Annotated in this window: 26 protein-coding genes and 1 tRNA gene; 16 read left to right on the top strand and 11 right to left on the bottom strand. The window is 30.1% G+C overall.

Annotated elements, in window-relative coordinates:
* Together hspR and FBE87_RS06300 are read right to left on the bottom strand one after the other, a co-directional pair.
* Positions 1–375 (bottom strand): heat shock transcriptional regulator HspR, encoded by a 375-nt coding sequence (gene hspR / locus FBE87_RS06305; protein ID WP_002853230.1) that lies wholly within the window; start codon positions 373–375, stop codon positions 1–3.
* Positions 376–390: 15 nt separating this feature from the next.
* Positions 391–1,284 carry a J domain-containing protein gene (locus FBE87_RS06300; protein ID WP_100626263.1) on the bottom strand — a complete coding sequence of 298 codons (894 nt, stop codon included), beginning with the start codon at positions 1,282–1,284 and terminating at the stop codon, positions 391–393.
* A 199-nt stretch (positions 1,285–1,483) separates the two neighbouring features.
* On the opposite strand from FBE87_RS06300, the gene htrA reads away from it, so the two are divergent.
* The 4 genes from htrA to FBE87_RS06280 all read left to right on the top strand — a co-directional run bounded on the left by htrA (position 1,484) and on the right by FBE87_RS06280 (position 5,063).
* The gene (htrA, locus tag FBE87_RS06295; protein ID WP_002873156.1) at positions 1,484–2,902 is read left to right on the top strand and encodes a serine protease HtrA; all 1,419 of its coding nucleotides are present in this window, start codon (positions 1,484–1,486) and stop codon (positions 2,900–2,902) included.
* A gap of 75 nt (positions 2,903–2,977) precedes the next feature.
* Complete coding sequence (locus tag FBE87_RS06290; protein WP_002853196.1) at positions 2,978–3,652, top strand: response regulator transcription factor; 675 nt, start codon at positions 2,978–2,980, stop codon at positions 3,650–3,652.
* On the top strand, positions 3,649–4,896 hold the full coding sequence (locus FBE87_RS06285; protein ID WP_002868562.1) for an ArsS family sensor histidine kinase: 1,248 nt from the start codon (positions 3,649–3,651) through the stop codon (positions 4,894–4,896). Before FBE87_RS06290 ends, FBE87_RS06285 begins: the two co-directional genes overlap by 4 nt.
* 92 nt (positions 4,897–4,988) lie before the next feature.
* A tRNA-Asn gene (locus FBE87_RS06280) sits at positions 4,989–5,063 on the top strand.
* Between the two features lie 90 nt (positions 5,064–5,153).
* Here the strand turns inward: FBE87_RS06280 and FBE87_RS06275 are convergent.
* Both FBE87_RS06275 and FBE87_RS06270 read right to left on the bottom strand, forming a co-directional pair.
* Positions 5,154–5,402: a ribbon-helix-helix domain-containing protein gene (locus FBE87_RS06275; protein WP_002853192.1), complete on the bottom strand. Its 249-nt coding sequence runs from the start codon at positions 5,400–5,402 to the stop codon at positions 5,154–5,156.
* A 10-nt stretch (positions 5,403–5,412) separates the two neighbouring features.
* Positions 5,413–6,012: a bacteriohemerythrin gene (locus FBE87_RS06270; RefSeq protein WP_002859294.1), complete on the bottom strand. Its 600-nt coding sequence runs from the start codon at positions 6,010–6,012 to the stop codon at positions 5,413–5,415.
* A gap of 147 nt (positions 6,013–6,159) precedes the next feature.
* Between FBE87_RS06270 and dccR the strand changes: the two genes are divergently transcribed.
* Both dccR and dccS read left to right on the top strand, forming a co-directional pair.
* Positions 6,160–6,825 (top strand): two-component system response regulator DccR, encoded by a 666-nt coding sequence (dccR, locus tag FBE87_RS06265; protein WP_002853205.1) that lies wholly within the window; start codon positions 6,160–6,162, stop codon positions 6,823–6,825.
* The gene (gene dccS / locus FBE87_RS06260; RefSeq protein WP_100626264.1) at positions 6,818–8,008 is read left to right on the top strand and encodes a two-component system sensor histidine kinase DccS; all 1,191 of its coding nucleotides are present in this window, start codon (positions 6,818–6,820) and stop codon (positions 8,006–8,008) included. The genes dccR and dccS overlap by 8 nt, the downstream gene beginning before the upstream one ends.
* A gap of 42 nt (positions 8,009–8,050) precedes the next feature.
* On the opposite strand, the gene groL is transcribed toward dccS, so the two are convergent.
* Entirely contained in the window at positions 8,051–9,688 is a 1,638-nt protein-coding gene (gene groL / locus FBE87_RS06255) for a chaperonin GroEL (RefSeq protein WP_168977234.1), read from the bottom strand.
* 21 nt (positions 9,689–9,709) lie between these two features.
* A complete protein-coding gene (gene groES, locus FBE87_RS06250) occupies positions 9,710–9,970 on the bottom strand; it encodes a co-chaperone GroES (protein ID WP_002825273.1) in 261 nt (86 codons plus the stop codon).
* A gap of 161 nt (positions 9,971–10,131) precedes the next feature.
* Between groES and FBE87_RS06245 the strand changes: the two genes are divergently transcribed.
* From FBE87_RS06245 to FBE87_RS06230, 4 genes are read left to right on the top strand one after another with little or no spacing between them, the layout of a single operon-like run.
* A complete protein-coding gene (locus tag FBE87_RS06245) occupies positions 10,132–12,672 on the top strand; it encodes a hypothetical protein (RefSeq protein ID WP_168977233.1) in 2,541 nt (846 codons plus the stop codon).
* Positions 12,673–12,680: 8 nt separating this feature from the next.
* Entirely contained in the window at positions 12,681–13,292 is a 612-nt protein-coding gene (locus FBE87_RS06240; RefSeq protein ID WP_002859289.1) for a riboflavin synthase, read from the top strand.
* Positions 13,256–13,936, top strand: coding sequence for a polyphenol oxidase family protein (locus FBE87_RS06235; RefSeq protein ID WP_002859288.1), 681 nt, complete (start codon positions 13,256–13,258; stop codon positions 13,934–13,936). The genes FBE87_RS06240 and FBE87_RS06235 overlap by 37 nt, the downstream gene beginning before the upstream one ends.
* 1 nt (position 13,937) lies before the next feature.
* Positions 13,938–14,141: a hypothetical protein gene (locus FBE87_RS06230; RefSeq protein WP_002852756.1), complete on the top strand. Its 204-nt coding sequence runs from the start codon at positions 13,938–13,940 to the stop codon at positions 14,139–14,141.
* On the opposite strand, the gene FBE87_RS06225 is transcribed toward FBE87_RS06230, so the two are convergent.
* Complete coding sequence (locus FBE87_RS06225) at positions 14,138–15,298, bottom strand: M23 family metallopeptidase (RefSeq protein ID WP_002852845.1); 1,161 nt, start codon at positions 15,296–15,298, stop codon at positions 14,138–14,140. The two genes, FBE87_RS06230 and FBE87_RS06225, sit on opposite strands and share 4 nt — an antisense overlap.
* A 121-nt stretch (positions 15,299–15,419) precedes the next feature.
* Between FBE87_RS06225 and FBE87_RS06220 the strand changes: the two genes are divergently transcribed.
* From FBE87_RS06220 to FBE87_RS06210, 3 genes are read left to right on the top strand one after another with little or no spacing between them, the layout of a single operon-like run.
* Entirely contained in the window at positions 15,420–16,145 is a 726-nt protein-coding gene (locus FBE87_RS06220; protein ID WP_002852692.1) for a plasminogen-binding N-terminal domain-containing protein, read from the top strand.
* A gap of 2 nt (positions 16,146–16,147) precedes the next feature.
* Positions 16,148–17,530, top strand: coding sequence for an FAD-linked oxidase C-terminal domain-containing protein (locus tag FBE87_RS06215; RefSeq protein ID WP_002874588.1), 1,383 nt, complete (start codon positions 16,148–16,150; stop codon positions 17,528–17,530).
* 3 nt (positions 17,531–17,533) lie between these two features.
* Positions 17,534–18,340, top strand: coding sequence for a YihY/virulence factor BrkB family protein (locus FBE87_RS06210; RefSeq protein WP_002852725.1), 807 nt, complete (start codon positions 17,534–17,536; stop codon positions 18,338–18,340).
* Here FBE87_RS06210 and FBE87_RS06205 read toward each other — a convergent pair.
* From FBE87_RS06205 to FBE87_RS06190, 4 genes are read right to left on the bottom strand one after another with little or no spacing between them, the layout of a single operon-like run.
* Entirely contained in the window at positions 18,284–19,543 is a 1,260-nt protein-coding gene (locus FBE87_RS06205; RefSeq protein WP_002873165.1) for a ComEC/Rec2 family competence protein, read from the bottom strand. The genes FBE87_RS06210 and FBE87_RS06205 overlap by 57 nt on opposite strands.
* Entirely contained in the window at positions 19,543–20,100 is a 558-nt protein-coding gene (locus FBE87_RS06200; RefSeq protein WP_002852823.1) for a DedA family protein, read from the bottom strand. Before FBE87_RS06200 ends, FBE87_RS06205 begins: the two co-directional genes overlap by 1 nt.
* 8 nt (positions 20,101–20,108) lie before the next feature.
* Positions 20,109–21,662 carry a ribonuclease Y gene (gene rny, locus FBE87_RS06195; protein WP_168977232.1) on the bottom strand — a complete coding sequence of 518 codons (1,554 nt, stop codon included), beginning with the start codon at positions 21,660–21,662 and terminating at the stop codon, positions 20,109–20,111.
* On the bottom strand, positions 21,583–22,209 hold the full coding sequence (locus FBE87_RS06190; protein ID WP_002875342.1) for a 5-formyltetrahydrofolate cyclo-ligase: 627 nt from the start codon (positions 22,207–22,209) through the stop codon (positions 21,583–21,585). The genes rny and FBE87_RS06190 overlap by 80 nt, the downstream gene beginning before the upstream one ends.
* Before the next feature lie 82 nt (positions 22,210–22,291).
* On the opposite strand from FBE87_RS06190, the gene FBE87_RS06185 reads away from it, so the two are divergent.
* The 3 genes from FBE87_RS06185 to radA are packed head-to-tail and all read left to right on the top strand — an operon-like array spanning position 22,292 to position 25,055.
* Complete coding sequence (locus FBE87_RS06185; protein WP_002858112.1) at positions 22,292–22,849, top strand: TlpA disulfide reductase family protein; 558 nt, start codon at positions 22,292–22,294, stop codon at positions 22,847–22,849.
* The gene (ftsY, locus tag FBE87_RS06180; RefSeq protein WP_002858085.1) at positions 22,849–23,715 is read left to right on the top strand and encodes a signal recognition particle-docking protein FtsY; all 867 of its coding nucleotides are present in this window, start codon (positions 22,849–22,851) and stop codon (positions 23,713–23,715) included. The genes FBE87_RS06185 and ftsY overlap by 1 nt, the downstream gene beginning before the upstream one ends.
* Positions 23,715–25,055: a DNA repair protein RadA gene (gene radA / locus FBE87_RS06175; protein WP_002858434.1), complete on the top strand. Its 1,341-nt coding sequence runs from the start codon at positions 23,715–23,717 to the stop codon at positions 25,053–25,055. Before ftsY ends, radA begins: the two co-directional genes overlap by 1 nt.
* Positions 25,056–25,064: the final 9 nt, after the last annotated feature.

Genomic DNA, 25,064 nt, shown 5'->3' with positions numbered 1-25,064 from the left:
TTATTTTTTCTCATAAAAAATCAAATCAAAGCTATTTTTATGCTTAACAACGGCTTTACTAGCCGCTTCTTTATCTTGTTGTTTGCTTAATTCTAAGCGTAGTTCATCAATTAAATTTTCAAATTCGTGAAGTTGGTTTTTCAATTTTAAGATAACATCTACTCCAGCAAGATTGATTCCCATGTCTCTTGTTAAACGCAATATAAGTTTAATACGGTCAATATCTCTTTGAGAATAAAGTCTTATTTTGCCATCGGTTCTACTTGGCTCTATCAATCCTTCTCTTTCGTATTGCCTTAAGGTTTGTGGATGTATGCTTAAAACTTTAGCCACAACACTGATTAAATATACAGGTTCATCATAATGCTGTTCCATATTTTATTCCTTTCTTTAAGGTAATTTTTCTTTTAAGAGTTCTATAAATTTTTCATCAAGGGTATCTAAATTTGGCAAAACAACATTTAAAATCAAATACATATCCCCATAAATATCACTTTTTCTATTTTGCACACCATAACCTTTTAAACGAATTTTTTGGTTATTTTTTGAATTAGGCGTTATGTTAATTGTTGCTTCTTCCTTGCCTTCTTTGAGTGTTTTTATATTTATTTTTCCACCAAAAAGTGCAGTTTTTAAAGAAATATCAACCTTTTGATATAAATCATCATCTTCTCTTGTGTAAATAGGACTTTCTTCTATTTTTACAATAATGATTAAATCTCCTCTAGCTCCATTTCTGCTTTGTTTTCCTTTAGAGCGAATTCTTAGTTTCTCGCCTTCTTTTATACCATGTGGAATTTTAAATTTAATGGTTTCGCCTTGAAAATTAAAACTATGTTCCCCGCCTTTAACAGCTTTTTCGAAAGGAATGTGAAGCTCTAGATTGCTGTCTAAAATTTCTTCTTCAAAACCTCCAAATCCTCCAAAACCACTGCTAAAGCCTTTTGAAGAAAAGCTGTTAAAACCCCCTCTTGAGCGTCCACCAAAGCCTCCTCCAAAGAGATCTTTTAAAATATCGTCCAAATTTACCCCACCAGTATTTCTTGAAAAATCATGAAAACTTTGTCCACCAAACATAGAATCGCCGTATTGGTCATACTGAGCTCGTTTTTTTTCGTCACTTAAAATTTCATAAGCAGCATTAATTTCTTTAAATTTTTCTTCAGCACCTTTTTCTTTGTTGATATCAGGATGATATTTTCTAGCTAGGCGACGGTAAGCTTTTTTTATTTCATCTGCACTAGCGTTTTTGCTAACTCCAAGAGTTTCGTATAAACTATTCATGTTATATTTCCTTAAAAATTTTTACTTGATTATATAGAGGATTAAATTATAACATAAACTTTAGCCTAAGTCAATCAAGTTTTATAAATTTTTATCACTCAAGGTTTTATTTACAATTTTGTAAATTTTCGGTTTTATACTATGAAGACAGTAAAATATTTTACGAGATAATTTATCTTTAAGAACAAAAGGAAATGAAATGAAAAAGATTTTTTTATCATTAAGTTTAGCAAGTGCTTTATTTGCTGCAAGTATTAATTTTAACGAATCGACTGCAACGGCTAATCGTGTGAATCCTGCTGCTGGAAATGCAGTGCTTTCTTATCATGATTCTATTAAAGATGCAAAAAAATCAGTGGTTAATATTTCCACCTCAAAAACTATTACAAGAGCAAATCGTCCAAGCCCTTTGGATGATTTTTTTAATGATCCTTATTTTAAACAATTTTTTGATTTTGATTTTTCTCAAAGAAAAGGAAAAAATGATAAAGAAGTGGTGAGTTCTTTGGGATCAGGGGTGATTATTTCAAAAGATGGTTATATAGTAACAAATAATCACGTTGTAGATGATGCTGATACGATTACAGTGAATTTACCAGGAAGCGACATAGAATATAAAGCAAAACTTATAGGTAAAGATCCAAAAACAGATTTGGCTGTTATAAAAATAGAGGCTAATAATCTTTCAGCTATTACTTTTACAAATTCTGATGATTTAATGGAAGGAGATGTTGTTTTTGCACTTGGAAATCCTTTTGGAGTTGGTTTTAGTGTTACAAGTGGGATAATATCTGCTTTAAATAAAGACAATATAGGTTTAAATCAATATGAAAATTTTATACAAACAGATGCTTCTATCAATCCAGGAAATTCAGGTGGAGCTTTGGTGGATAGTCGCGGATATTTAGTAGGTATTAATTCAGCTATTCTTTCTCGTGGTGGTGGAAATAATGGCATAGGTTTTGCCATACCTTCAAATATGGTTAAAGATATAGCTAAAAAACTTATTGAAAAAGGCAAGATTGATAGAGGATTTTTAGGTGTGACTATTTTAGCTTTGCAAGGTGATACTAAAAAAGCTTACAAAAATCAAGAAGGAGCTTTAATCACTGATGTTCAAAAAGGTTCAAGTGCTGATGAAGCAGGGCTTAAGCGTGGAGATTTAGTTACTAAAGTTAATGATAAGGTTATAAAAAGTCCTATTGATCTTAAAAATTATATAGGAACTTTAGAGATTGGTCAAAAAATTTCATTAAGTTACGAAAGAGATGGAGAAAATAAGCAAGCAAGTTTTATTCTTAAAGGTGAAAAAGAAAATCCTAAAGGCGTACAAAGCGATTTGATTGATGGTTTGAGTTTGAGAAATTTAGATCCAAGACTTAAGGATCGTTTGCAAATTCCAAAAGATGTTAATGGTGTTTTGGTTGATAGTGTTAAAGAAAAGAGCAAAGGAAAAAATTCTGGTTTCCAAGAGGGTGATATTATCATAGGTGTTGGACAAAGTGAAATTAAAAATTTAAAAGATTTAGAACAAGCTTTAAAACAAGTTAATAAAAAAGAATTTACCAAAGTTTGGGTATATCGCAATGGTTTTGCGACTTTGCTTCTGCTTAAATAAAAATAACGGAAGGATTTTCCTTTCGTTATAAATTTTAGTTTAAAATTAAAATTAAGTTTAAAATAAAGGAAAACTATGACAAATATTCTTATGATAGAAGATGATTTAGAATTAGCAGAAATTACAGCTGAATATTTGGAAAAATTTGATATGAAAGTTGATATAGCTCATGAACCTTATATAGGTCTTTCTAAGCTTGCATTAAAAGAATATCAGCTTATCATTTTAGACCTTTCTTTGCCAGGGCTTGATGGGCTTGAAGTGTGTGAAGAGATTCGTAAAAAGTATGATACGCCTATTATTGTTTCAAGCGCAAGACATGATATTACAGATAAGGTTAATGCTTTAGAGCTTGGAGCAGATGATTACCTACCAAAACCTTATAATCCAAAAGAATTACAAGCACGTATTAAAAGTCATTTAAGACGTATTTCAAATACAAAAAGCGCCATAGCAAAAAGTGTAAAAGATCTTGTTTATGATCAATATAAGCATATTATTACCATGAAAGGACAAGAGCTTACTTTAACTAATGCTGAATTTGATATTTTAAGCTATTTGATTAAAAAAGAGGGTGGAGTGGTAAGTCGTGAAGAGCTTGTTTATAATTGTTCTTCTATTAGTGAGGATTCTAGTAATAAAAGTATAGATGTTATTATCAGTAGAATTCGTCAAAAGATGGGAGATGATCCAAAAACTCCAAAATATATTCACTCTATACGTGGAATAGGTTATAAGCTTACTCAATGAATAAATCTTCGATTTTTTATACTATAACTTTTATTTTTATTTTTGCTGGGGTTAGTGTTGTACTTGGCTTTTTGTGGCTTATAGAATATGATCAGCAAAATTATACTAGAGAATTAAATACAAAATATTCTTTGATAGCTAATGCAAGGCTCTTAAATTTTGCAGGAGTTATCAGTGAAAAAGAATTTGAAGAGCAGACAAAAAATTATAATAAAATGGATGAGATAACAGAAGCAAAGCAGATCCGTAAAATTCTTTTTAGAGGTGATGTTTTAGCTAGGGTTGAGGTTAACAATGGCTTAATCGAGATTATTTCTTATAATAGACAGGTGTATTTAAATATTATTTATGATGGAAAGGTTTATCTTTATAAGGATCAAGATTATCAAACCTATAGGTATTTTATTATCAAAGCTATAGCTGTAGCTGTGATTTGTATTCTTGTATTGCTTTATATTTATATATTTAAAAAATTAAAACCACTTAAAAGACTTAAAAAACAAATTGATAAATTTGCCCAAGGAAAGCTTGGTGATATAGAAGATGTAAGCACTGGGGTGGATGAAATTTCACAAGTAAGTGAAGCTTTTTATCAAGCTATTGTTCAAATTCGAAAGTTAAACCAATCTCGTCAGTTTTTTTTAAGAAATATTATGCATGAACTCAAAACTCCTATTACTAAAGGGCTCTTAACTTTAGAAATGATAGAAGATAATAAATATAAAGAGCGCTTAAATGGGGTTTTTACTAGACTTGAAATTTTAATTAATGAATTTGCTGCTATTGAGCAAATTACTTCAGGGGCTGCTTTTATAAATAGAAAAAAATACAATATTTTAGATGTTTTAGATGAAGCCAAAGAAATTGCAATGCGAGATGATAGCAATATACGTATTTTTATGGAAGAAAGTTTTTTTGTAAATGTGGATTTTAAACTTTTTACTACGGCGATTAAAAATATGATAGATAATGGTATTAAACATTCTGAAGATGGGTTTGTGCAAATTGATATTATAGATGATTATATTTGTTTTAAAAATCGTGGTCCTGAGCTTAACAATACTTTAGAATACTATACTCAAGCTTTTACTCAAGGATCAAAACAAAAATCAAGTTTTGGATTAGGGCTTTATATTGTAAATACTATTTTAGAAACACATGGAATGAAGCTTGATTATTTATATGAAGATGGGGTAAATTTGTTTTATTTTAGAAATTTAAAAAGTGTTATTGTTAAGGAGTAAATTAATTTTTTTACATAAAAAATGCATTTTTGTGAAAAAACCCTTGACAAAGTTTTTTAATTTCACTATAATCACATTTTACTTTTAAATATTCCGGATTAGCTCAGCGGTAGAGTAGTCGGCTGTTAACCGATTGGTCGTAGGTTCGAATCCTACATCCGGAGCCACTTTTTTAACTCCATTTTTAATATTCATAAATGTATTTTAATATAAAAAATTAATAAGTCTTTATCACAAAAAAATTGTGATAAAGTTTTTTATTTTGTTTGTTTAAGATTTTTGACAATTTTATCTATTTTTTTACTTGCCTTTTGATAATCCCCATCTTTAAGTTCTTCTAGGGCATTAACAGCAAAAGAAAAATCTTCAACTTCATTAAGATAAGCCTCTATGGCTTCTTTTACTATGGTTGATTTTGGTTTAGAAAGATTTTTACTTAAATTATCCAAACGCTCCTTAAGCTCTAAAGGCATTCTAAAAGAATAAGTTTTTACATTGCGTTTCATTTTATCCTCCTTAAGAATATTTTTTGTAAAATTTTATAGCTTGTTTACAAGTTTTACAAGTAAATTTATGACCTTGTAATTCTATTTTTTGATGAATGCTATAAGGAACATCGTGAATTTTACCAGGACAATTACAGGTATAAAGATAAAATTGTGGATGCTCATTATCTTCATCTTCTGCTGCTTCAAAGCTAACATCGCCACCATCATCTGTAGACAAAGAAGAACTTCTCCATTTTTCAACTTTCATGTCTTCATATAGTATGTGTTCTAAAAGCCACTTTTTAGCCACTATATAAAGTTTTTCTTTAAGATCATTGGTTGATTTGATATCTTTGATTAAATTAATCATGGTTTGGATGATTTCTTTATGTATTTTTCGATGTTCTTCTAAATTTGGATAGCCTATTAGCTGCATGTATTTTTCTTCATCATTAAAGTGATCTTTCATATAATTAAAAAATTCAGCCAAAAGTTCTTTGACTTCATTTTTACTTACAGATCTATCTGATACAACTTCAACTTTTGCAGCAAGTTTAAAAAGCTTTTTATGCTGCTCATCAATTTTAGCATTGTGCACACTATAGCTGTTATCCCATTTTGGAAGCATTTTAACTCCTTAAGGAAAAATTTATTTGTATGAAAGGATTATAGATAAAAATAAATTAAATAAAAATGAAATTTTATTAAATAATTGATAAGAATTTTGATACAATGATATATATTTAAGAGATTTGAAGTTAGAAAGATTTAAATTATGGCTGCTAAAATTTTACTTTTAGAAGATGATTTGAGCTTGAGTGAGATCATTGAAGAGTTTTTAAACGATGAGGGATATGAAGTATTTTTATGCGATAATGCGCAAGAAGCTTTAGATATGGCTTATGAAAGATATTTTGATCTTTGGATTTTAGATGTAAAAGTTCCTTTAGGAGATGGATTTTCATTACTTAAAGAATTAAGAAAAAGCGGAAAGCAAACTCCAGCAATTTTCATGACTTCTTTAAACACAACAAACGATTTAAAACAAGGCTTTGACGCAGGTTGTGATGATTATATAAAAAAACCTTTTGAACTTGCCGAGTTATCTATCAGGGTTAAAGCTTTGCTTAAAAGAGCTTTTTCACATAAAAATGAAGATTTTGAAGATTTAGGAGATGGATTTAGATTTGAATTTACTACACAAATTCTTTACCATAATAATAAAGCCTTGACTTTACCGAGTAAAGAAATTAAGCTTTTGTCTTTATTACTTAAAAATAAAAACAACTTTTTAAGTACAGAGAGAATTTTTGAAGAACTCTGGGATTATGATGAGGAGCCTAGTGAGCTAAGTTTAAGGGCTTATGTGAAAAATTTACGTAAAATTTTAGGAAAAGAAAAAATTATAAATCAAAGAGGCAGGGGATATTGCTATGGCTAAAAAAGTCATTAGGCAAATTTTATTAATCTACCTAACAACTACAGGTATTTTTTTAACTATTTTTTTTGCATTATGGTATCAAAAATTATATGAAGAATTAGTTGTTTTAAAGGGTGCCACTTTGAGAGAAAATCATAGAAACATTGTTATAAGCATCTTAAATTCTCGTTTTACCCCTATAGATATAAGTGCAAAAAATATTGCTCAAAGCACAGCACTAAAATTTGCTATATTTGATGTTAAAAAGATTGTTTTTAGTAATATAGATTTTGATTTAAGAAAGGCAAAGATAGAGCTTAAAGGTAGAGGTATTTGTGATAATAAGGTTTTTTTCCTTGCTCCTATGAGTGCAGATCATTATTTTTTAAGACATGCTAGCAATGAAGAAGTAAATACTAACGATGGTTTGCAAATTTTAATACAGGGTGAAGATGTTGGCAAAGATCTTTTTTGGATTAGAACGAAAGTTTTTGGTTTTGCTATTATGGCTTTTTGCATATTGGATTTAATATCTTATATTTTAGTAAAAATTGCTCTAAAGCCTTTGGAGGATAAAATCAGCACACTAAATCGTTTTATTAAAGATTCAACTCATGAACTCAATACCCCATTAAGTGTTATTTTGATGAGTATAGAACAACTTGAGCATCAAAATTTAGGAGATAATGCTAAATTTACAAGGATTAAGCTTGCTGCAAAAAGTTTGTCTCAAGTGTATTCTGATCTTGTTTTTTATAATTTCCCTAATACCTTAGAAACAGAAAAACAAAAATTTGATTTAAGAATACTACTTGAAGAAAGATTGGAATATTTTAAAGTATTTTTTGAGCAAAAAAAAATTACACTAAAGCTTGATTTAAATCAAGCAAATATTTTTGCTCCTAAAAGTCAAATTTCTAAATTGATTGATAATCTTATAAGCAATGCTATTAAATACAATAAAAAAGGTGGAGTAATTTCTATAATTTTGAAAGCCAATTTTTTAAGTATTGCGGATACAGGTTGTGGAATTTCAAAGTCAAATTTAAATCATATTTTTGATAGATATACAAGATTTAATACCGATCAAGGAGGATTTGGTATAGGGCTTTCTTTGGTAAAAAAAGTTTGTGATGATAATGATATTAAGATTATTTGCGAATCTGTAGAAAATCAAGGGAGTGTTTTTAAATTAAATTGGTAATCAGCAAGGAAAATCCTTGCTGATAAGAGGTTAGAGCAGATATTACATCATTCCGCCCATGCCACCCATTCCTCCCATACCGCTCATATCTGGCATAGTAGGTTTATCTTCTTTAATTTCACTAATTGTTGCTTCTGTGGTTAAAAGCATACTAGCTACAGAAACTGCATTGAGTAAAGCTACTCTTTCTACTTTAACAGGATCGATAATTCCACTTTCAAGCATATTAACATATTCACCTTTTGCAGCATCAAATCCTGTGTTTTCATCTTTAGCATTTTCTACGCTATTTACAACCACACCTGCATCAAATCCTGCATTTTCAGCAATTTGTCTTAAAGGTGCTCTTAAAGCTCTTTCAACGATAGCTGCGCCAATTGCTTCATCACCCTGTAGATCAAGTTTGATTTTAGCTTTTGCTTTGATAAGCGCTGCACCACCACCGATTACTATACCTTCTTCAACTGCTGCTTTAGTAGCGCTTAAAGCATCGTCAACGCGATCTTTTTTCTCTTTCATTTCAGTTTCAGTTGCTGCACCTACTTTAATAACTGCAACACCACTACTTAATTTTGCAAGTCTTTCTTGTAATTTTTCTCTGTCATAATCTGAAGTTGTTTCAGCAATTTGTGCTTTGATTTGATTGACTCTCGCATCAATATTTGCTTTTTCGCCTGCACCATTTACTATGGTTGTATTGTCTTTATCGATGATTACACTAGAAGCTTGTCCAAGATCTTGTATAGTCGCACTTTCAAGAGTTCTTCCAAGTTCTTCAGAAATCACTTCTCCACCTGTTAAAATCGCTATATCTTCAAGCATAGCTTTTCTTCTATCGCCAAAACCTGGAGCTTTCACTGCTGAAATATTAAGAACACCGCGAAGTTTATTTACAACCAAAGTTGCAAGCGCTTCACCTTCAATATCTTCAGCGATAATTAAAAGTGGTTTGCCTGTTTTTTGAATTTGTTCTAAAACCGGTAATAAATCTTTTAAATTTGTAATTTTTTTATCAAAAAGCAGGATATAAGGGCTTGAAAGCTCTACTGTCATTTTTTCTGCATTAGTGATAAAATAAGGGCTTAAATAACCTCTGTCAAATTGCATACCTTCAACTACATTTAATTCATCATTGATTGATTTTGCCTCTTCAACAGTGATAACACCATCTTTGCCCACTTTTTCCATAGCATCAGCGATTAAATTTCCGATTTTTTCATCAGAGTTGGCTGAGATTGTAGCAACTTGTGCAATTTCTTTTTTATCTTTTACTTCGCGAGAAAGTTTTTTAAGTTCTGCTACTATAGCTTCGCAAGCTTTATCCATACCGCGTTTTACCTCGATAGGATTTGCACCTGCTGTGATATTTCTTAAACCTTCTTTGAAAATTGCATGAGCTAAAACCGTTGCAGTAGTTGTTCCATCGCCTGCTTGATCAGCTGTTTTACTCGCTACTTCTCTTACGAGTGAAGCACCCATATTTTCAAGACTATCTTTAAGCTCTACTTCTTTAGCAACACTTACGCCATCTTTAGTAATGCTTGGAGCACCAAAGCTTTTTTGGATTAAAACATTGCGTCCTCTTGGCCCCATAGTTACTTTTACCGCGTCATTAAGTTTTTTAACGCCCTCATAAAGTTTATTTCTTGCTTCATCTGAAAAAATAATTTCTTTTGCCATTTTTTATCCTTATTTTATAAATTATTTTAAAATTCCTAAGATATCATCTAAATTTAAAACTAAATATTCATTATTATCAAGTTTAATTTCTGTTCCACCGTATTTAGCAAACACGATTTTATCACCATTTGCAATATCAGTGATTTCTTTACTTACTGCTACTACTTCACCCATTAAAGGCTTTTCTTTAGCATTATCTGGTATAATTATGCCTGAGGCTGTTGTTTTAGTTTCTTCTACGCGTTTAACTAGAACACGCTTTCCTAAAGGTTGAAAATTCATTTTTGTCCATCCTTAAAAATATTGATTTTAGCACTCTTTAATTTAGAGTGATAATATCATACTATAAAAAATGAATTTTGTCAATACTTTAAATTAAAATATTTATAAAAGTTTAGTTTTATAGACTAAAGTTATTTTATAAAATAAACTAAAGGATAAAAATGAAAAAGATTTTTTATGGCATTGTAGCTTTTGTTGTTGTGCTTTTAATCGCTCTTTGTACCATACTTTTTACAAGTTTTGGTAATAATATAGTGGCAAATATAGCACAAAAAAAGATCAAAGAAAATGCGGGATTAGATGTAAATATCACGCGTTTTAATTTGCGTTTTTCAAGTCTTGAACTGCAAGCAAATATTGCAAATATGGCAGATTTCAATCTCAAGGGAGCTTTGAGTCCTTTTAAGCTTGGATTTGATCTTGACTATCTTATTTCTTTAAAGCAAAATTATGCTAAAAATTTAGGTTTAAATTTAAATCAAAACCTTTCTTTTGGCGGTAAAATTCAAGGCAAGGCAAGTGATTTTATTTTAGATGGAAGGGGTTACTTACTAGGTTCAAATGTACTTTTAAATGCGAGAATGTATAATTACAGCCCTATCGCTTTAAATTTAGATGCAAAAAATCTTAAGATAGAAGAAATACTTCATCTTTTATCTTATCCTAGTTATGCTAAAGGTTTTTTAAATGCTCAGGCAAAAATTTCAGCACAGAATTTAAAACCTGATGGAAATATTATCATAAAACTTGATACAAGCTATATAAACTACGAGGCGATAAAAAAAGATTTTTCTTTAGACTTGCCTTTAAATTCTAATCCTAAAGCAGAAATTTTAGCCAATGTTAAAGAAGATAAGATTTATGCTGTAAGTAAAATTTACAATGATTATCTTAACTTACAAACCCAAAAAACTCTTTATGATATGAGTAAGAATATTTTAAGTACTGATTTTAATTTAAATATTCCTTCTCTTGCAAAGCTTGAAAAACTTACAAAAACTAGACTAAATGGTAGTTTGGGAGTGATAGGCGAAACAAGTGTTGTAAATAATGCCTTATCAAGTTTAAATGCTCAAGTTATCGGACTTGGTGGAGAGGTAAAGGCAAGTTTGAAAAATAATAAAATTTTTGCAGATATTAATGAAGCAAGTTTGGAAAAATTATTAGCTCTTGCAGGATATGGAGCTTTAGTTTCTGGAAATTTAAATGCTAAACTTTTAAATGCGGATTTGGATTTTTCTAATTTCGATCTTGAGGCAAAAATAAACAATGCAAAGATTAACACCAATGAGCTTAAAAAAATTGCTAAAATAGAACTTCCAAATGCAATTTTTAGTTTTGATGCTAAAGCAAATGCAAAAAATAGTAATATTTCTTACAATGCTTTACTTGCTTCAAATTTACTTAATATCAAAAAACTTCAAGGAACTTATAATTTAAAAAATAGTGAGTTAAATACAGATTTAAATGCTTTTATTGATGATTTGTCTCAGTTTAGTGCTATAGCGGGACAAAAATTACAAGGTAAGGCAGATCTTAATGCAAAAGCTTATATTATAGGTACTCAAATACAAAATTTAAATGCAAATGCAAATTTGGCAGATGGCGTAATCAAAGCTGATTCAAATGGTAAAAAACTTGATTTGAACATTGATAAACTTGATTTATCTAAACTTTTTGTTATAACAGGTATGCCAAATTATGCCAGTGGGGTTGTTAATGCAAAAGTTAATTTAGATAATATCGATTTTAACAACCTTAATGGTAAAGCAAATTTAGAGGCTAAAGGCATTTTAAATGCTGCAACTTTAAGTAAAATTTTAAATAAAAATTTTCCAAACAATACAAGTTATGATTTAAATACCAAAATTAATTTTAAAAACAATATCGCTCAATTTGATTCTGTTTTAAATTCATCTTTAGCTGATCTTACAAAACTACAAGGAAGTTTTGATATAAGTAAGATGCTTTTAAATTCGGATTTTAATTTAAAGATAAATGATTTTTCAAAACTAGGCTTTTTGTTAGATAGAAAACTTAAAGGTAAGGCAGAATTTAATGGAAAGGTAGGTTTTGATAAGAGTTTAAATTTTGTTGTAAATAGTCCAAATTTATTTGAAGGAAAACTTCAAAGCACATTTAAAGATAACCTTTTACTTGCTGATTTAAACGGAGTGGATTTAAGTAGTCTAGCTCAGGGTTTGGATTTTATGGATATTTATCAAGGTAAGGCGGACATGAAGGCAAATTACAATCTTTTAAGCGAAGAAGGCGAGGTTAATTTGGATATGAAAGAGGGTAAATTAAAACCAAATCTTATTACCAATGCTTTAAAAATTTTAACACTAAAAGATATTACCAATGATGTTTATCGCACTGCTAATGCTAAAGCTTTGATTAAAAAAGAAAATATCAAGCTTAATCTTAATATGCAAGCAGATCGTTCTTATATTTTAGTACAATCAGGAGCTTTAAATTCTAAAAGCGGGGCTTTAAATTTGCCTTTTGATATTAAACTCGATAGAGCTAATTTTAAAGGAAGTATTACAGGAACTACAGAAAATCCTAAAGTAAATTTAAATGCAGGAAGTGTTTTAAATTCTATTAAAAATGTAGTAGGTGGCGGCGTGAGTGATGGTGCTAAAAATACAGGCAATAAAGTGGATAAAGCGGTAAATAAATTATTAAATAAGATTTTCTAAGGTAAAAAATGTTTAATGGACTCATAAGAGAAATTGCCAAAGTTCAATCTTATCAAAACAATACTTTAAGTTTAACAGCTAAGCATCGTCCAAATCTTGGCGATAGTATAGCTGTAAATGGAGCTTGTTTGAGTGTGACAAAACTTTATGAGGGAGGTTTTGAAGTGGAACTTTCTCGCGAAAGTCGCACTCATATAGCTATAGAGAATTTAAAAGATAAAGTTCATATAGAACCTGCTTTAAGATATGGCGATAGAATCGATGGACATCTTATGCAAGGACATATTGATTTTATCGGCATACTTGAAAAGATTCAAAAGGATGAAAATGGAGTGGATTTTCATATAACTTTACCTAAAGAAGCTATGAAATTTATGGCAGAAAAAGGAAGTATAGCTGTTGATGGGGTAAGCCTTACTATCAATGAAATTTTAAAAAATGGTATTAGGCTTACTATTATTCCTATTACTTTTAAAGAAACGCTTTTTAAGGACTATCAAGTAGGTAGAAAAATAAATATAGAAAGCGATTTGCTTGCTCGTTATATTTATGCACAATTACAAGGTAAAAACAAAGGATTATCATGGGAAGAAGTGGAAAGAATTTCTTATCTTTATTAGAAAATGATAAAGTCGGTATTTTTTGTGCTTTTGATAAGGATTATAATGTTTTTAGGGCTAAAATTCATAATGAGAATTTATTTTCTCATTTAGGTTTTAAAGATATTGAAAAATGTGTTTTTATGGATCAAATTCACTCTCATAAAGTTATCATTTATGATGAAAATTTAAAAAATCTCAGTTGTGATGGACTTATAAGTAAAGAAAAAAATACTGCTCTTTGTGTCTTAAGTGCGGATTGTCTGCCTTTGATCTTATATCATGAAAGTGGCATTATAGCAGCTTTGCATTCAGGTAGAAAAGGAAGCTTTGAAAATATCCTAAAAGAATGCGTTGATCAAATTACTATGCAAAATTCACATTTAGATAAGAATAAATTTCATCTTTTTATTTTACCTGGAATTTGTGCTAAAAATTATGAAATAGATGGAGAAATTTTAGAATTTGCTAAAAAAGAATTTAAAGAATTTGTTCAAGATAATAAACTTGATTTAAAAGCCTTGGTAAAATTTCAAGCGCAAAATTTAGGCATTGAAAATATTAAAGATTGTGGAATTTGTAGTTTTGATGATGAGAGTTTTTTTTCTTATCGTCGCGATAAAACGCCTAAGCGTTTTGTGAGCGTGGTTTATTTAAAGGATTAAAATGTATGAAAGAAAAGATTTAAGAGTGTTAAAAATCATTCAAAAAGCTAGAGAATTTGGCGATGGGGATTTGTTAAATGAAGCTTTGGTGAAACAATTGATTGATGCAGATTTTTGTGAAATTAATGAAAAAGAAAAAGAAGAGCTTGCAACTCTTCTACATTCTTTAATCAATGCAAAAGATAAAGCGTTATTGAGTAATTAAAATTCTATATAGTTTTCAAAATCTTCTTCTTTTGGAGGATTAGGTTGATTCGAGGCTAGGGCTTCTTTAACAACCTGCTCGTATCCAGCTATGATATGTTTAAAATTCTCTTTCGCTTTTCCACTAAGTTCTGATTTGGCGATTTTTACAACAGATGCAGGATTTATAGCTTTATTATTTAAATATACTCCAAAATGCAAATGAGGACCTGTGCTCATACCTGTTGAACCAACATATGCAATTACTTGTCCTTGATTTACCTTTTGTCCGTTTTTAATTTTTGCAAAACGACTAAGATGAGCATATAAAGTCATATAACCTGAGTCATGCTTGATTTGAATTACATTTCCATAACCACCTTTTGTGCCTATAAAGGTTACTACTCCTTTGCCAGCACTTTTCACAGGAGTTCCAGTAGGTGCAGCATAGTCTATACCAAGATGGGCACGATAGCGTTTTAATATAGGATGATATCTTGCTGTTGTAAAAGGAGAAGAAATTCTAGTGTAATTCACAGGTTTTGTAAGTAAAAAAGATTCTAATTCTTTGCCATCACGATCATAGAATATATCATTATAAGAAAAGACTTCTCTAGCGCTTTTATTGATTTCTACCATTGCCATTTTTATATTTATATCACCCCAAAGTTTACCCATGCGTCTTTTTTGTTCATAATATAGGGTTACTTCATCACCTTTTTGGATATTGCGAAAATTTATACTTCCTCGAAAAGCACGAACCATAGCACGAGCTAAAGTACTGCTACCACTTTCTTCATAGACATCTTGATAAGCAGAGCTTTTAATGGTTAAATGTAAAATTCTATCTTCTTTTTGATAAGATACAGGAGTAAAAGCAAGAGTGTATTGTCCATCTTTATCTTTATAGATATGAATTTGTAAATCATCACTAATTGGAATTAAAACTTGTTCTATGTTGTTGTTTTCATCTTTTAAAACTTGATATTTTATTTTATAGGCTATATCAGAAGCAAGTTCTTGATCTTCTCTATCAAGTCCATAATAAAGCGACATAGGTATGGAATTTCTTTGTAGGAATTTAAGCAAGGTATCTCCATTATCCCAAGTTAGCTCTTCAACACTTAAAGCTGCAAAACTTTGAACAACAAAAATAAATAAAAGCAATAATTTTTTCATGAGATAACCTTAATTTTTAAAAGAATTTTGAAATTTGAAAGCTATATTTTACTTTATTTTTCTTACAATTGCTTAACAAAAAAGGATTATAATTCTATAAATTTTTATTTAAGGAGCAAATTTGTTTAAAACTATAGTGTGTTTTTTAGCTTTAAACCTTAGCCTCTTTGCGGTTGGATTTGATTTAAAACCTATAAAAAGTGAACTTGTAAAAGTTGATGATATTTATGGTTATATTAAAGATAGTGATGATATAAAACTTTATTCAAGTGGCGTAGTAGTGCAACATTTTAGCAATTCGCAAAGTATCATCGCTAGAGCAAGTGTTATAGATAAAAAAAATGGTTTGGCAAAATTAGAATTTAGTGTTTTTTCAGCTCTTAAGCAAGATGCTTTGCCTTTACCAAATGTTTTACCTAAAGTAGGTGATGAGGTTGTTTTAAATTTTCTTTATGATAGAGGATTGGTAATTGCTCCTGATGAACAAACTTATAATGAACTTGTTAGAGAATTTCCGCAGATATATTTTACCCATATTGATATTTTTGGAGCACAATTAATTAGAACGGCTACTCTTTCTCCTAAGCGTTCAGATTTTAGGCAATTTTGTGATGATAATGCGGTCGGCATTTTGGTTGTGGCTTTGGAAAATCATGCAGAAGTTGTGGATTGTCAAGATTTTAATAAGCTTTATGAAGTGCCTATAAGCAAGCCAACTAGCGTTCAGGTTCCTTTTTATTCTCGTATAGGTGGATATAAAAGTAATTTTTTTGATTTTAACTCTCAAGAAATAGGAAATTATTATAGGTATTATGATGCTTTGATTAATCTTCCTAAGGTGCAATAAACATGAAAAAAGAATTTGAACAATATTTTAAACGATTTTTAGGAGAAGAAAACGCTTATTTTGATGAAATTCACAAAAGAGCTTATAGCTATGATGCGACAAAAAAACATTATTTACCCGATGGGGTTCTTTTTCCAAGAAATGAAGAAGATATTGCTCGAATTTTAAAATTTTGTAATGAAAATAATATCATAGTCATACCGCGAGGCTCAGGATCTGGTTTTACAGGAGGAGCTTTAGCTGTTAATGGCGGGGTGGTGCTTGCTTTTGAAAAGCATATGAATAAAATTTTAGAAATTGATCTTGAAAATTTAGTGGCTGTTGTGCAACCTGGGGTTATTAATATACATTTACAAAAAGAAGTAGCCAAATACGGACTTTTTTATCCACCTGACCCTGCTAGCATGGAGTATTCAAGCTTAGGGGGTAATGTAAGCGAAAATGCTGGGGGAATGAGAGCTGCAAAATATGGCATTACAAAAGATTATGTGATGGCTTTAAGGGCTGTTTTGCCTAGCGGAGAAATCATTCGTGCAGGGAAACGCACTATTAAAGATGTAGCAGGTTATAATTTGGCAGGAATTTTAATCGCTAGTGAAGGTTCTTTGGCAGTTTTAAGTGAGCTTACTTTAAAATTAATACCTTTGCCTAAATTTAAAAAAACTGCTTTTGCTATTTTTCCAAGTGTAAAAAGTGCTATGAATGCGGTTTACAAAAGTCTTGCTAGCGGTGTAAGTCCTGTATCTATGGAATTTTTAGACAATCTTAGCATTAGAGCGGTTGAGAGCAAATTTAATAAAGGTTTGCCTATAGAAGCTGGAGCTATTTTGATTGCTGATGTGGATGGTAATGTTAAAGAGGCTATTGATGAGGATTTAAGAAATTTAGAATATTATTTTTTAGAAGCTGGCGCTAGCGAATTTAAAATAGCAAAAGATGAACAAGAAACCGCAGATATTTGGTTTGCTAGAAGAAATTGTTCTCAAAGCATTGCCATGTATGGAACTTTAAAACTTAATGAAGATATTACAGTTCCGCGTTCTAAACTACCTACTTTGCTTGAAGGTATAGATGAGATTTCTAAAAAATATGGTTTTAAAATTCCTTGCTTTGGACATACAGGGGATGGAAATGTGCATACTAATGTTATGGTTCCTGATAAAAATGATAAAGAGCAGGTGAAAAAAGGCTATGAAGCTGTGGAAGAGATTTTTAAATTAACAGTGAAACTTGGAGGAACTTTAAGCGGAGAGCATGGTATCGGACTCTCTAAGGCACCTTTTATGAATTTAGCTTTTTCTGAAGCCGAAATGAATTTAATGAGAAATATTAAAAAAGCTTTTGATCCAAATAATATACTAAATCCTTTTAAAATGGGACTTTAGAAGGTGAAAAATTTTTTTACTATTTTACTAAATTTGCGTGATAAGGAAATTTTAAATTATGCAGCAGCGCTTAGTTTTTATACTGTATTATCTTTAATACCTATTTTATTTGTATGTTTTTCTGTTTTTACGCAAATTTCCAGTTTTAAAGCTTATTATGAAAAAGCAAAGCAAGTAATTTTTGCTTTTTTAATACCAACGCAACAAGATGTTGTTGCTACCTACATCGATACTTTTTTAAAAAATAGTGTAAATTTGGGTATTGTAGGTCTTATTGCTATGGCATTTACTTCTTTAGCTTTTTTTTCAGGCTATGATTTTGTAATCAATCGCATTACTAAAAATGAACCTAAAGGACTTTGGCAAAGTATTAGTTCTTATTGGACTCTTTTAACTCTTGTTCCTTTGGGGCTTGGGCTTAGTTTTTATATTTCAGGTTTTATCCAACAAACTTTAGATGATTATAAAATAGGGTTTAATTTTTTTGAAATTTTACCCTTTGTGATTATTTGGGGTTTATTTTTTATATCTTATTCAAGTTCTGTTCATAAGGGAACTCTTAAAAGTTTAGCTTTAGTATCTTTTGGAGCGGGTACTATTTGGTATATAGGAAAAAATTTATTTGTATATTACGTGGTATATAATAAAACATACGCTAGCGTTTATGGATCTTTTTCTACTATTTTATTCTTTTTTATTTGGATTTATATTTCTTGGATTATTTATCTTTTTGGGCTTAAACTCTATTATTTTCTAAATCACAATCATAATGAAGGGAATAAAATTCGCAAAAATACAAAGAAAAGCTAGATATTTAAATCGCACAGAGATTAAAGAAGCAATAAGATAACTTATAAAAATCCAAAATGGGATATGGATATTAGTTCCATAAATTTTAAATTTAAAAAATTCATCTAAGATAAAATTGAGCAAATCTCCATAGTTTATAAGATGCAAAAATAATACTAAAGGATAAAATATTACAAAAATTCCACTCAAAATAATACCTAAAATTTGTTGGTAGCTTATAAGTGGAAAAAAATAAAGCACAGGTAAAACCATAGCAAAAAAAGTCCAAATATTAAGCAAAATAATATTTATAAGATTATTAAATTTATTTGCAAAATGATGCATATATAAAAAAATATAAAAAACACCTAAAATAGAAAATAAAAATCCAATACTAAATAAAAGTCTAGGGTAAAGAGAAATGCACAATAAAATACTACAAAAAAGCGTAACGAAATTAATGATTTTTATATTTTTACACAATAGATAAAAAACCCAAAAAGCCATAATCAAGGAGCGCACAAAAGAAGGGACAAATCCTATTAAACAAGCATAAGCTAAAAGTAGTGCAAAAATTAAAATACTTAAATCTAAACGTAAATTTCTATAAGGAAAATATCTTTTTTGGAAAAAACTATAAATTGGAGCTAAAATAAAGAAAATTAAACTAAAAAGTAAGCCTATGTGATAACCGCTAATTGCTATAAGGTGTGCTATACCGTAGTAATTTACATCGTTTCTAAGCTCTAAAGATATGGGCAGTGCAAAAAATAAAGCACCATAAAATTCTTTAATCTTTTCATTTGTATGTTGATTTAAGAAGTAAGATATAATGGGATTGTATTCTTTTTCTTTTAATTTTTCAAAATCATAAGAAGGTGCGTAAAAACTTTTACTCAGATAGTCTTTAAAGTTAATATTATGGGTGATAATTCTAAGGCTTAAAAATTGATTCTTGCTTAAATTTAAATCCTTAAAACTTGTAGTATAAAAAGTGAAGTTTTCAGTTTGTAACTTTAAAACCCAGTATTTTTTATTTTTTTTATTATATTTTATATATTGGTGCGTTAATAGAGCGTTGTCTATAAGGTAATGTTTTTGGTTTTTAAAGTTTAAAAAATTATTATATTCTAAAAGGATATTAAAAATAAAAATAACAACAACAGAGAAAAATAAATAATGAAATTCTTTAAAAGAGTAAGAAAAAGAATTCCATAGAGACATTATTTTTTAGAAAATTTACTTAAATAAAGCCAAATTATTCCGGCTAAAAATAATAAAAATAAAGGAGCAGCATAAGGATATAAACTCAGTTTATCAAAAATTGCTTCAATAACATACCCAAAAGTATAAGCAGCAAAACCTAGAACAATAGCCCATGCCAAACTAGCTAGAGTATTGATAATAAAAAATTTAATAAAATTATATTTTGCCATACCTGCAGCTATGGGAATGAAAGTTTTTAAACCATAAATAAATTTTTGAGTTACAAGTAAAATAATTCCATGTTGTTTTGTTTTTATCATAGCAAGGGCTATCTTGCGTCGGTGTTTTTTAAAATAAGGCATAATGTCTTTTTTGTAATATTTTCCAAGTATAAAAAGCAAAGTTGAACCTATGGTATTAGCAATAAAAGCAAGAGCAATGCAAAAACTAAGATCCATTTTTCCTTGAGAACTTAAAACTCCTGCAGCTAAAATTCCAACCATCCCGCCCCCTAAAGAGTAAAAGAATAAAACAATATAACCATATTTTATTAAAGTATCAATCATATCTTGCATAATAAACCTTATTTAGCGTATTCTACAGCTCTAAGTTCACGTATAACATTGACTTTAATTTCACCAGGATATTGCATTTTTTCTTGAATTTCAGCTGCTATTTCCTTAGCTAAAAGTACACTTTCATCATCATTAACAAGCTGAGCATTGGCTATGACGCGAATTTCTCTTCCGGCATTGATTGCATAGGCATTTTTAATTCCTTCTTTACTTTTAGCGATATCTTCTAGCTCACTGACTCTTTTTAAGAAAGCTTCTAACACTTCTCTTCTAGCTCCAGGTCGTGCAGCACTTAAAGTATCTGCTGCACAAACAGCTGCTGATTCTATGCTTGTAGCTTCTTCGTGTCCATGATGTGCGTAAATAGCATTGATTACTACAGGATGCTCTTTGTAGCGTTTGCAAAGTTCTGCACCTAAATCCACATGAGATCCTTCAAAATCATGGGTTAATGCTTTTCCTATATCATGTAAAATTCCCGCACGACGTGCTAAATTCTCATCTCCACCACACTCAGCAGCAATGATTCCTGCAAGGTGAGCCACTTCCAAAGAATGTGCTAAAGCGTTTTGTCCATAGCTTGCTCGGTATTTGAGTTTTCCTATGAGTTTTACAATTTCAGGGTGTATTTTATTTAAACCTAGATCCATAACTATGGTTTCGCCTTCTTCTAGAATGGCACTATCAAATTCTTCACACACTTTTTCGTGAATTTCTTCTATGCGCGCGGGTTGAATTCTGCCATCTTCAACTAAAAGTTCTATAACTTTTGTAGCAATAGCACGGCGATAAAGATTAAAACAACTTACTATAATAGCACCTGGTGTATCATCGATGATAATATCAACACCTAAAACCATTTCCAAGGTTTTAACATTGCGCCCTTCTTTACCAATGATACGTCCTTTAAGTTCATCGTTTTTAATGTTAATAACATTGATAAGTCTTTCAGCTGCAAATTCACCTGCAAAACGAGAAGTAGCTTGAGCAATGATGAAATTAGCTTTTCTTTTAGCTTCATTTTTTGCTTCTTCTTCATATTTTCTTACTATATGTGCAATTTGCTCGCGAGAATTTTCTTCTACTTTTTTAAGAATGATTTCTTTGGCTTCATTTTGTGTAAGTCCTGTCGAATGTTCTAAAATTTTTAAAACATCGTCAAGTTTTTCTTGATATTTATTTTTTAATTTATCAACATCAGATTGTAAGTTTTGAATGTGTTTTTGTGACTTGCAAAGGTATTCTTTATCTTCTTTTAGTTTTTCTTCTTCTTGCTGAAGTTTTTGTTCTTTTTTAGAAAGATCATCAAATTTTTGATTAAAATCTTTTTGAAATTTGTGAGTTTTTTCTTCGTATTTTTTTTTAACTTCTAATTCTGCATTAAGAATTGAATTTTTTGCATCTTTTAAAATAAGCTCCGCTTCGTATTCTATAGCTTTGGCTTTAGCTTTGGCTTGTTCTACGAAAATTTCATATTTGGCATCATTGATTTTTTTTGCAACTAAATATCCTATACCGAGTCCGACTATAGCGGCTATAAGTGCGATAAGTGATTCTATCATTTTTTCTTTCTTTCTTGTAATATTTTTTATAAGGGTTTATGTATAATTTTCCTGAAATATCATGCTTTTGTGTTAGATTATTTTGACTTAAAGCATCTATACTTTGGATAAATATTATATGAGGTTTGTAATTTAAATTTTCAAAAAATCTATCATAAAAACCTTGCCCATGTCCTATTCTTTTTAAATTTTTATCGACGCCAATTACAGGCACAATAGCTAAATCAATTTTTGCTTTAAAAAAAGAATCTATAGGCTCTAAAACCCCAAACCTTTTTTTAATAAAAGGCAATCTTAATTTTACAATTTTTAAACTTTTATCTTGCATAAATGGAACAAAAAGTTTGTAATTTTTATTAAGAATATGGCGAAATTTTATTAAGTTTGGTTCATAATGCAAAGGAATAAAAATTAAAATATTTTTAGCTTTAAATAGCTTTATTATTTTAAGACATTCTTTAAATATTTTATAATCTTGTTTGAAATTTAGTTTTGAATGTTTGAAAAGGCGTATTTTTTGCAATGCCCTAAAATCTGTTTTTTCCATTAATATGCCTTTAAAAAAATATTATCTTATGTATGTTATAATTTTAGCATTTTTATAAAGAATAATAAAGGATTGATAAATAATGAAGATTAAAAAAATACTTTTACTAGTGGCAATATCTTGTTTGTTTGTTGCTTGTAGCAATGATAAAGAAAAGCAGCAAAATGATGTAAATTTAAGCACCGAGGCAAGTATAAATCAAAGTGATGATATGAATTTTAAACTTAATTTGATTGATGGAGGATCAATTTCAGTTAAAAAAGAAAATGCCGTTTTAAATTTCAACGATGAAGATAAGGTAACTTTGTTTGTATTTTTTACCACTTGGTGTACCCCTTGCATTGCTGAAATCCCTCATCTTAATAAATTACAAGAAAAGTATAATAATGATTTTAATATAGTTGGGGTTTTATTAGAAGATAAATCTAACGATGAGATTCAAAAATTTATAGAACAGCATAAAATATCTTATAAAGTCGCTAATGGTGAAAATAACTATCTTTTAGCTAAAGCTTTAGGTGGGGTAAATGGAATTCCTACCATGTTTCTTTACAACAAGCATTCTAAATTGATTAATCAGTATTTAGGGCTTATTCCTGAAGAAATGCTAGAAATTGATATACAAAAGGCTATACTTTAATGTTTAATTTTTTTAAAAAAGGACTTGCAAAAACTCTTGAAAATATTGTTGGAGTTAAAGGAGAGAATAAAAAGATAACCAAAGATTTGCTTGAAGAAATTTTGCTTGAAGCAGATGTAAGTTATGAAATAGTTGAAGAGATAATTTATTATTTACCACCTCAAAATGAAGTAAAAAAAGAAGATTTAAAGCGTGTTATGGGTTCTTATTTTCTTTATGAAAAAAAAGAAACCAATCAAGAAAAACCTTTTGTAGAGCTTATTTTAGGAGTAAATGGAGCAGGAAAAACAACAAGTATTGCCAAGCTTGCTTATTTATACAAAAACCAAAATCAAAAAGTGATTTTAGGAGCGTGTGATACTTTTAGAGCAGGTGCGATTGAGCAATTAAAACTTTGGGCGCAAAAAGTGGATGTAGATATAGTTTTAACTGCACAAGGGCATGATCCTTCAGCGGTTGCTTTTGATACCATTTCTAAAGCAAAAGCAAAGGATTTTGATAGAGTTATTATCGATACAGCAGGGCGTTTGCAAAATCAAAAAAATTTAGCTCATGAGCTTGAAAAAATTGTAAGAATTTCAAACAAAGCTTTAGAAGGCGCACCCCATAGAAAAATTTTAGTTTTAGATGGAACACAGGGAAATGCTGGAATTTTACAAGCTAAAGCTTTTAATGAGCTTGTAAAACTTGATGGTGTGATTATCACAAAGCTTGATGGGACAGCTAAAGGGGGTGCACTTTTTAGTATAGCAAGAGAGCTTGAGCTTCCTATTTTTTATGTAGGCGTGGGTGAGCAAATGACGGATTTACAAGAATTTAATGCAAGTGCTTATTTAGATACTTTATTAGATCCTATTTTTGAATAATGGCAAAAAATAAAGCACTTTTTGAATGTCAAGCTTGTGGAAATCAACAAAGCAAATGGCTTGGAAAATGTCCTGATTGTGGAGCTTGGGATAGTTTTGTAGAATTAAAAGCTGAGCAAATTAAAGTTTTAAAAGAGCTTGCGCAAGTTAGCATGAAAACAAGTGAGGCTGTTTGTATTGAAGATGTGGAGTTAGAGCATTTTACAAGATACAGCACAGATGATAATGAGCTTGATTTGGTTTTAGGCGGAGGGCTTGTTGAAGGTTCTTTAGTGCTTATAGGCGGAAGTCCAGGTGTGGGAAAATCTACGCTTTTGTTAAAAATTGCTTCAAATTTAGCTAAACAGGGTAAAAAAGTGCTTTATGTCAGTGGCGAAGAAAGTAAAGCCCAGATTAAATTAAGAGCTGATCGTCTTGAGGCTAATACTCCGAATTTATTTTTACTTACTGAACTTTGCCTTGAAAATATTTTAGAAGAATTGCACAAAAAAGATTATAGCATTCTTATCGTTGATTCTATACAAACTCTATATTCAAATAAAATCACTTCAGCAGCAGGAAGCATCACTCAGGTGCGTGAGATTACTTTTGAGCTTATGCGTGTGAGTAAGGCTTATAATATCAGTACTTTTATCATAGGGCACATTACTAAAGAAGGTGCTATAGCAGGACCTAGAGTTCTTGAGCATATGGTAGATGTGGTGCTTTATTTTGAGGGAGATGCCACTAAAGAAATCAGACTTTTAAGAGGCTTTAAAAATCGTTTTGGTGGAACGAATGAAGTAGGTATTTTTGAGATGACTGCTAAGGGTTTGATCAGTGCAAAAGATTTGGCAAATCGTTTTTTTACTCGTGGAAAGGCTATTTCAGGAAGTGCTTTAGGTGTTGTAATGGAGGGATCTCGTGCTTTGGTTTTAGAAGTTCAAGCTTTGGTGTGTGAAAGTTCTTATCCAAAACGCAGCGCTACGGGCTATGAAAAAAATCGCTTAGATATGCTTTTGGCTTTGCTTGAAAGAAAGCTTGAAATTCCTTTGGGGCATTATGATGTATTTGTAAATATTAGTGGCGGAGTAAAAGTAAGCGAAACTGCGGCGGATTTGGCTGTGGTTGCAGCTATTATTTCAAGTTTTAAAAATCGCCCTTTGAGCAAAGATAGTATTTTTATAGGGGAGCTTAGTTTAAATGGAGAAATTAGAGAGGTTTTTAGCCTTGATACGCGTTTAAAAGAAGCTAAAATGCAAAAATTTAAAAATGCCATTGTTCCTTCTAAGCCTTTGGAAGATATAGGGCTTAAGTGTTTTGTTGCTAAAGAACTTTCGCAAGTTTTAGAATGGATGTAAATTTTCATT

The organism is Campylobacter sp. CFSAN093246, from assembly GCF_012889415.1.
In the GTDB taxonomy this organism is placed as follows: domain Bacteria; phylum Campylobacterota; class Campylobacteria; order Campylobacterales; family Campylobacteraceae; genus Campylobacter_D; species Campylobacter_D jejuni.
This window is presented reverse-complemented; position numbering and strand designations above follow the sequence as displayed.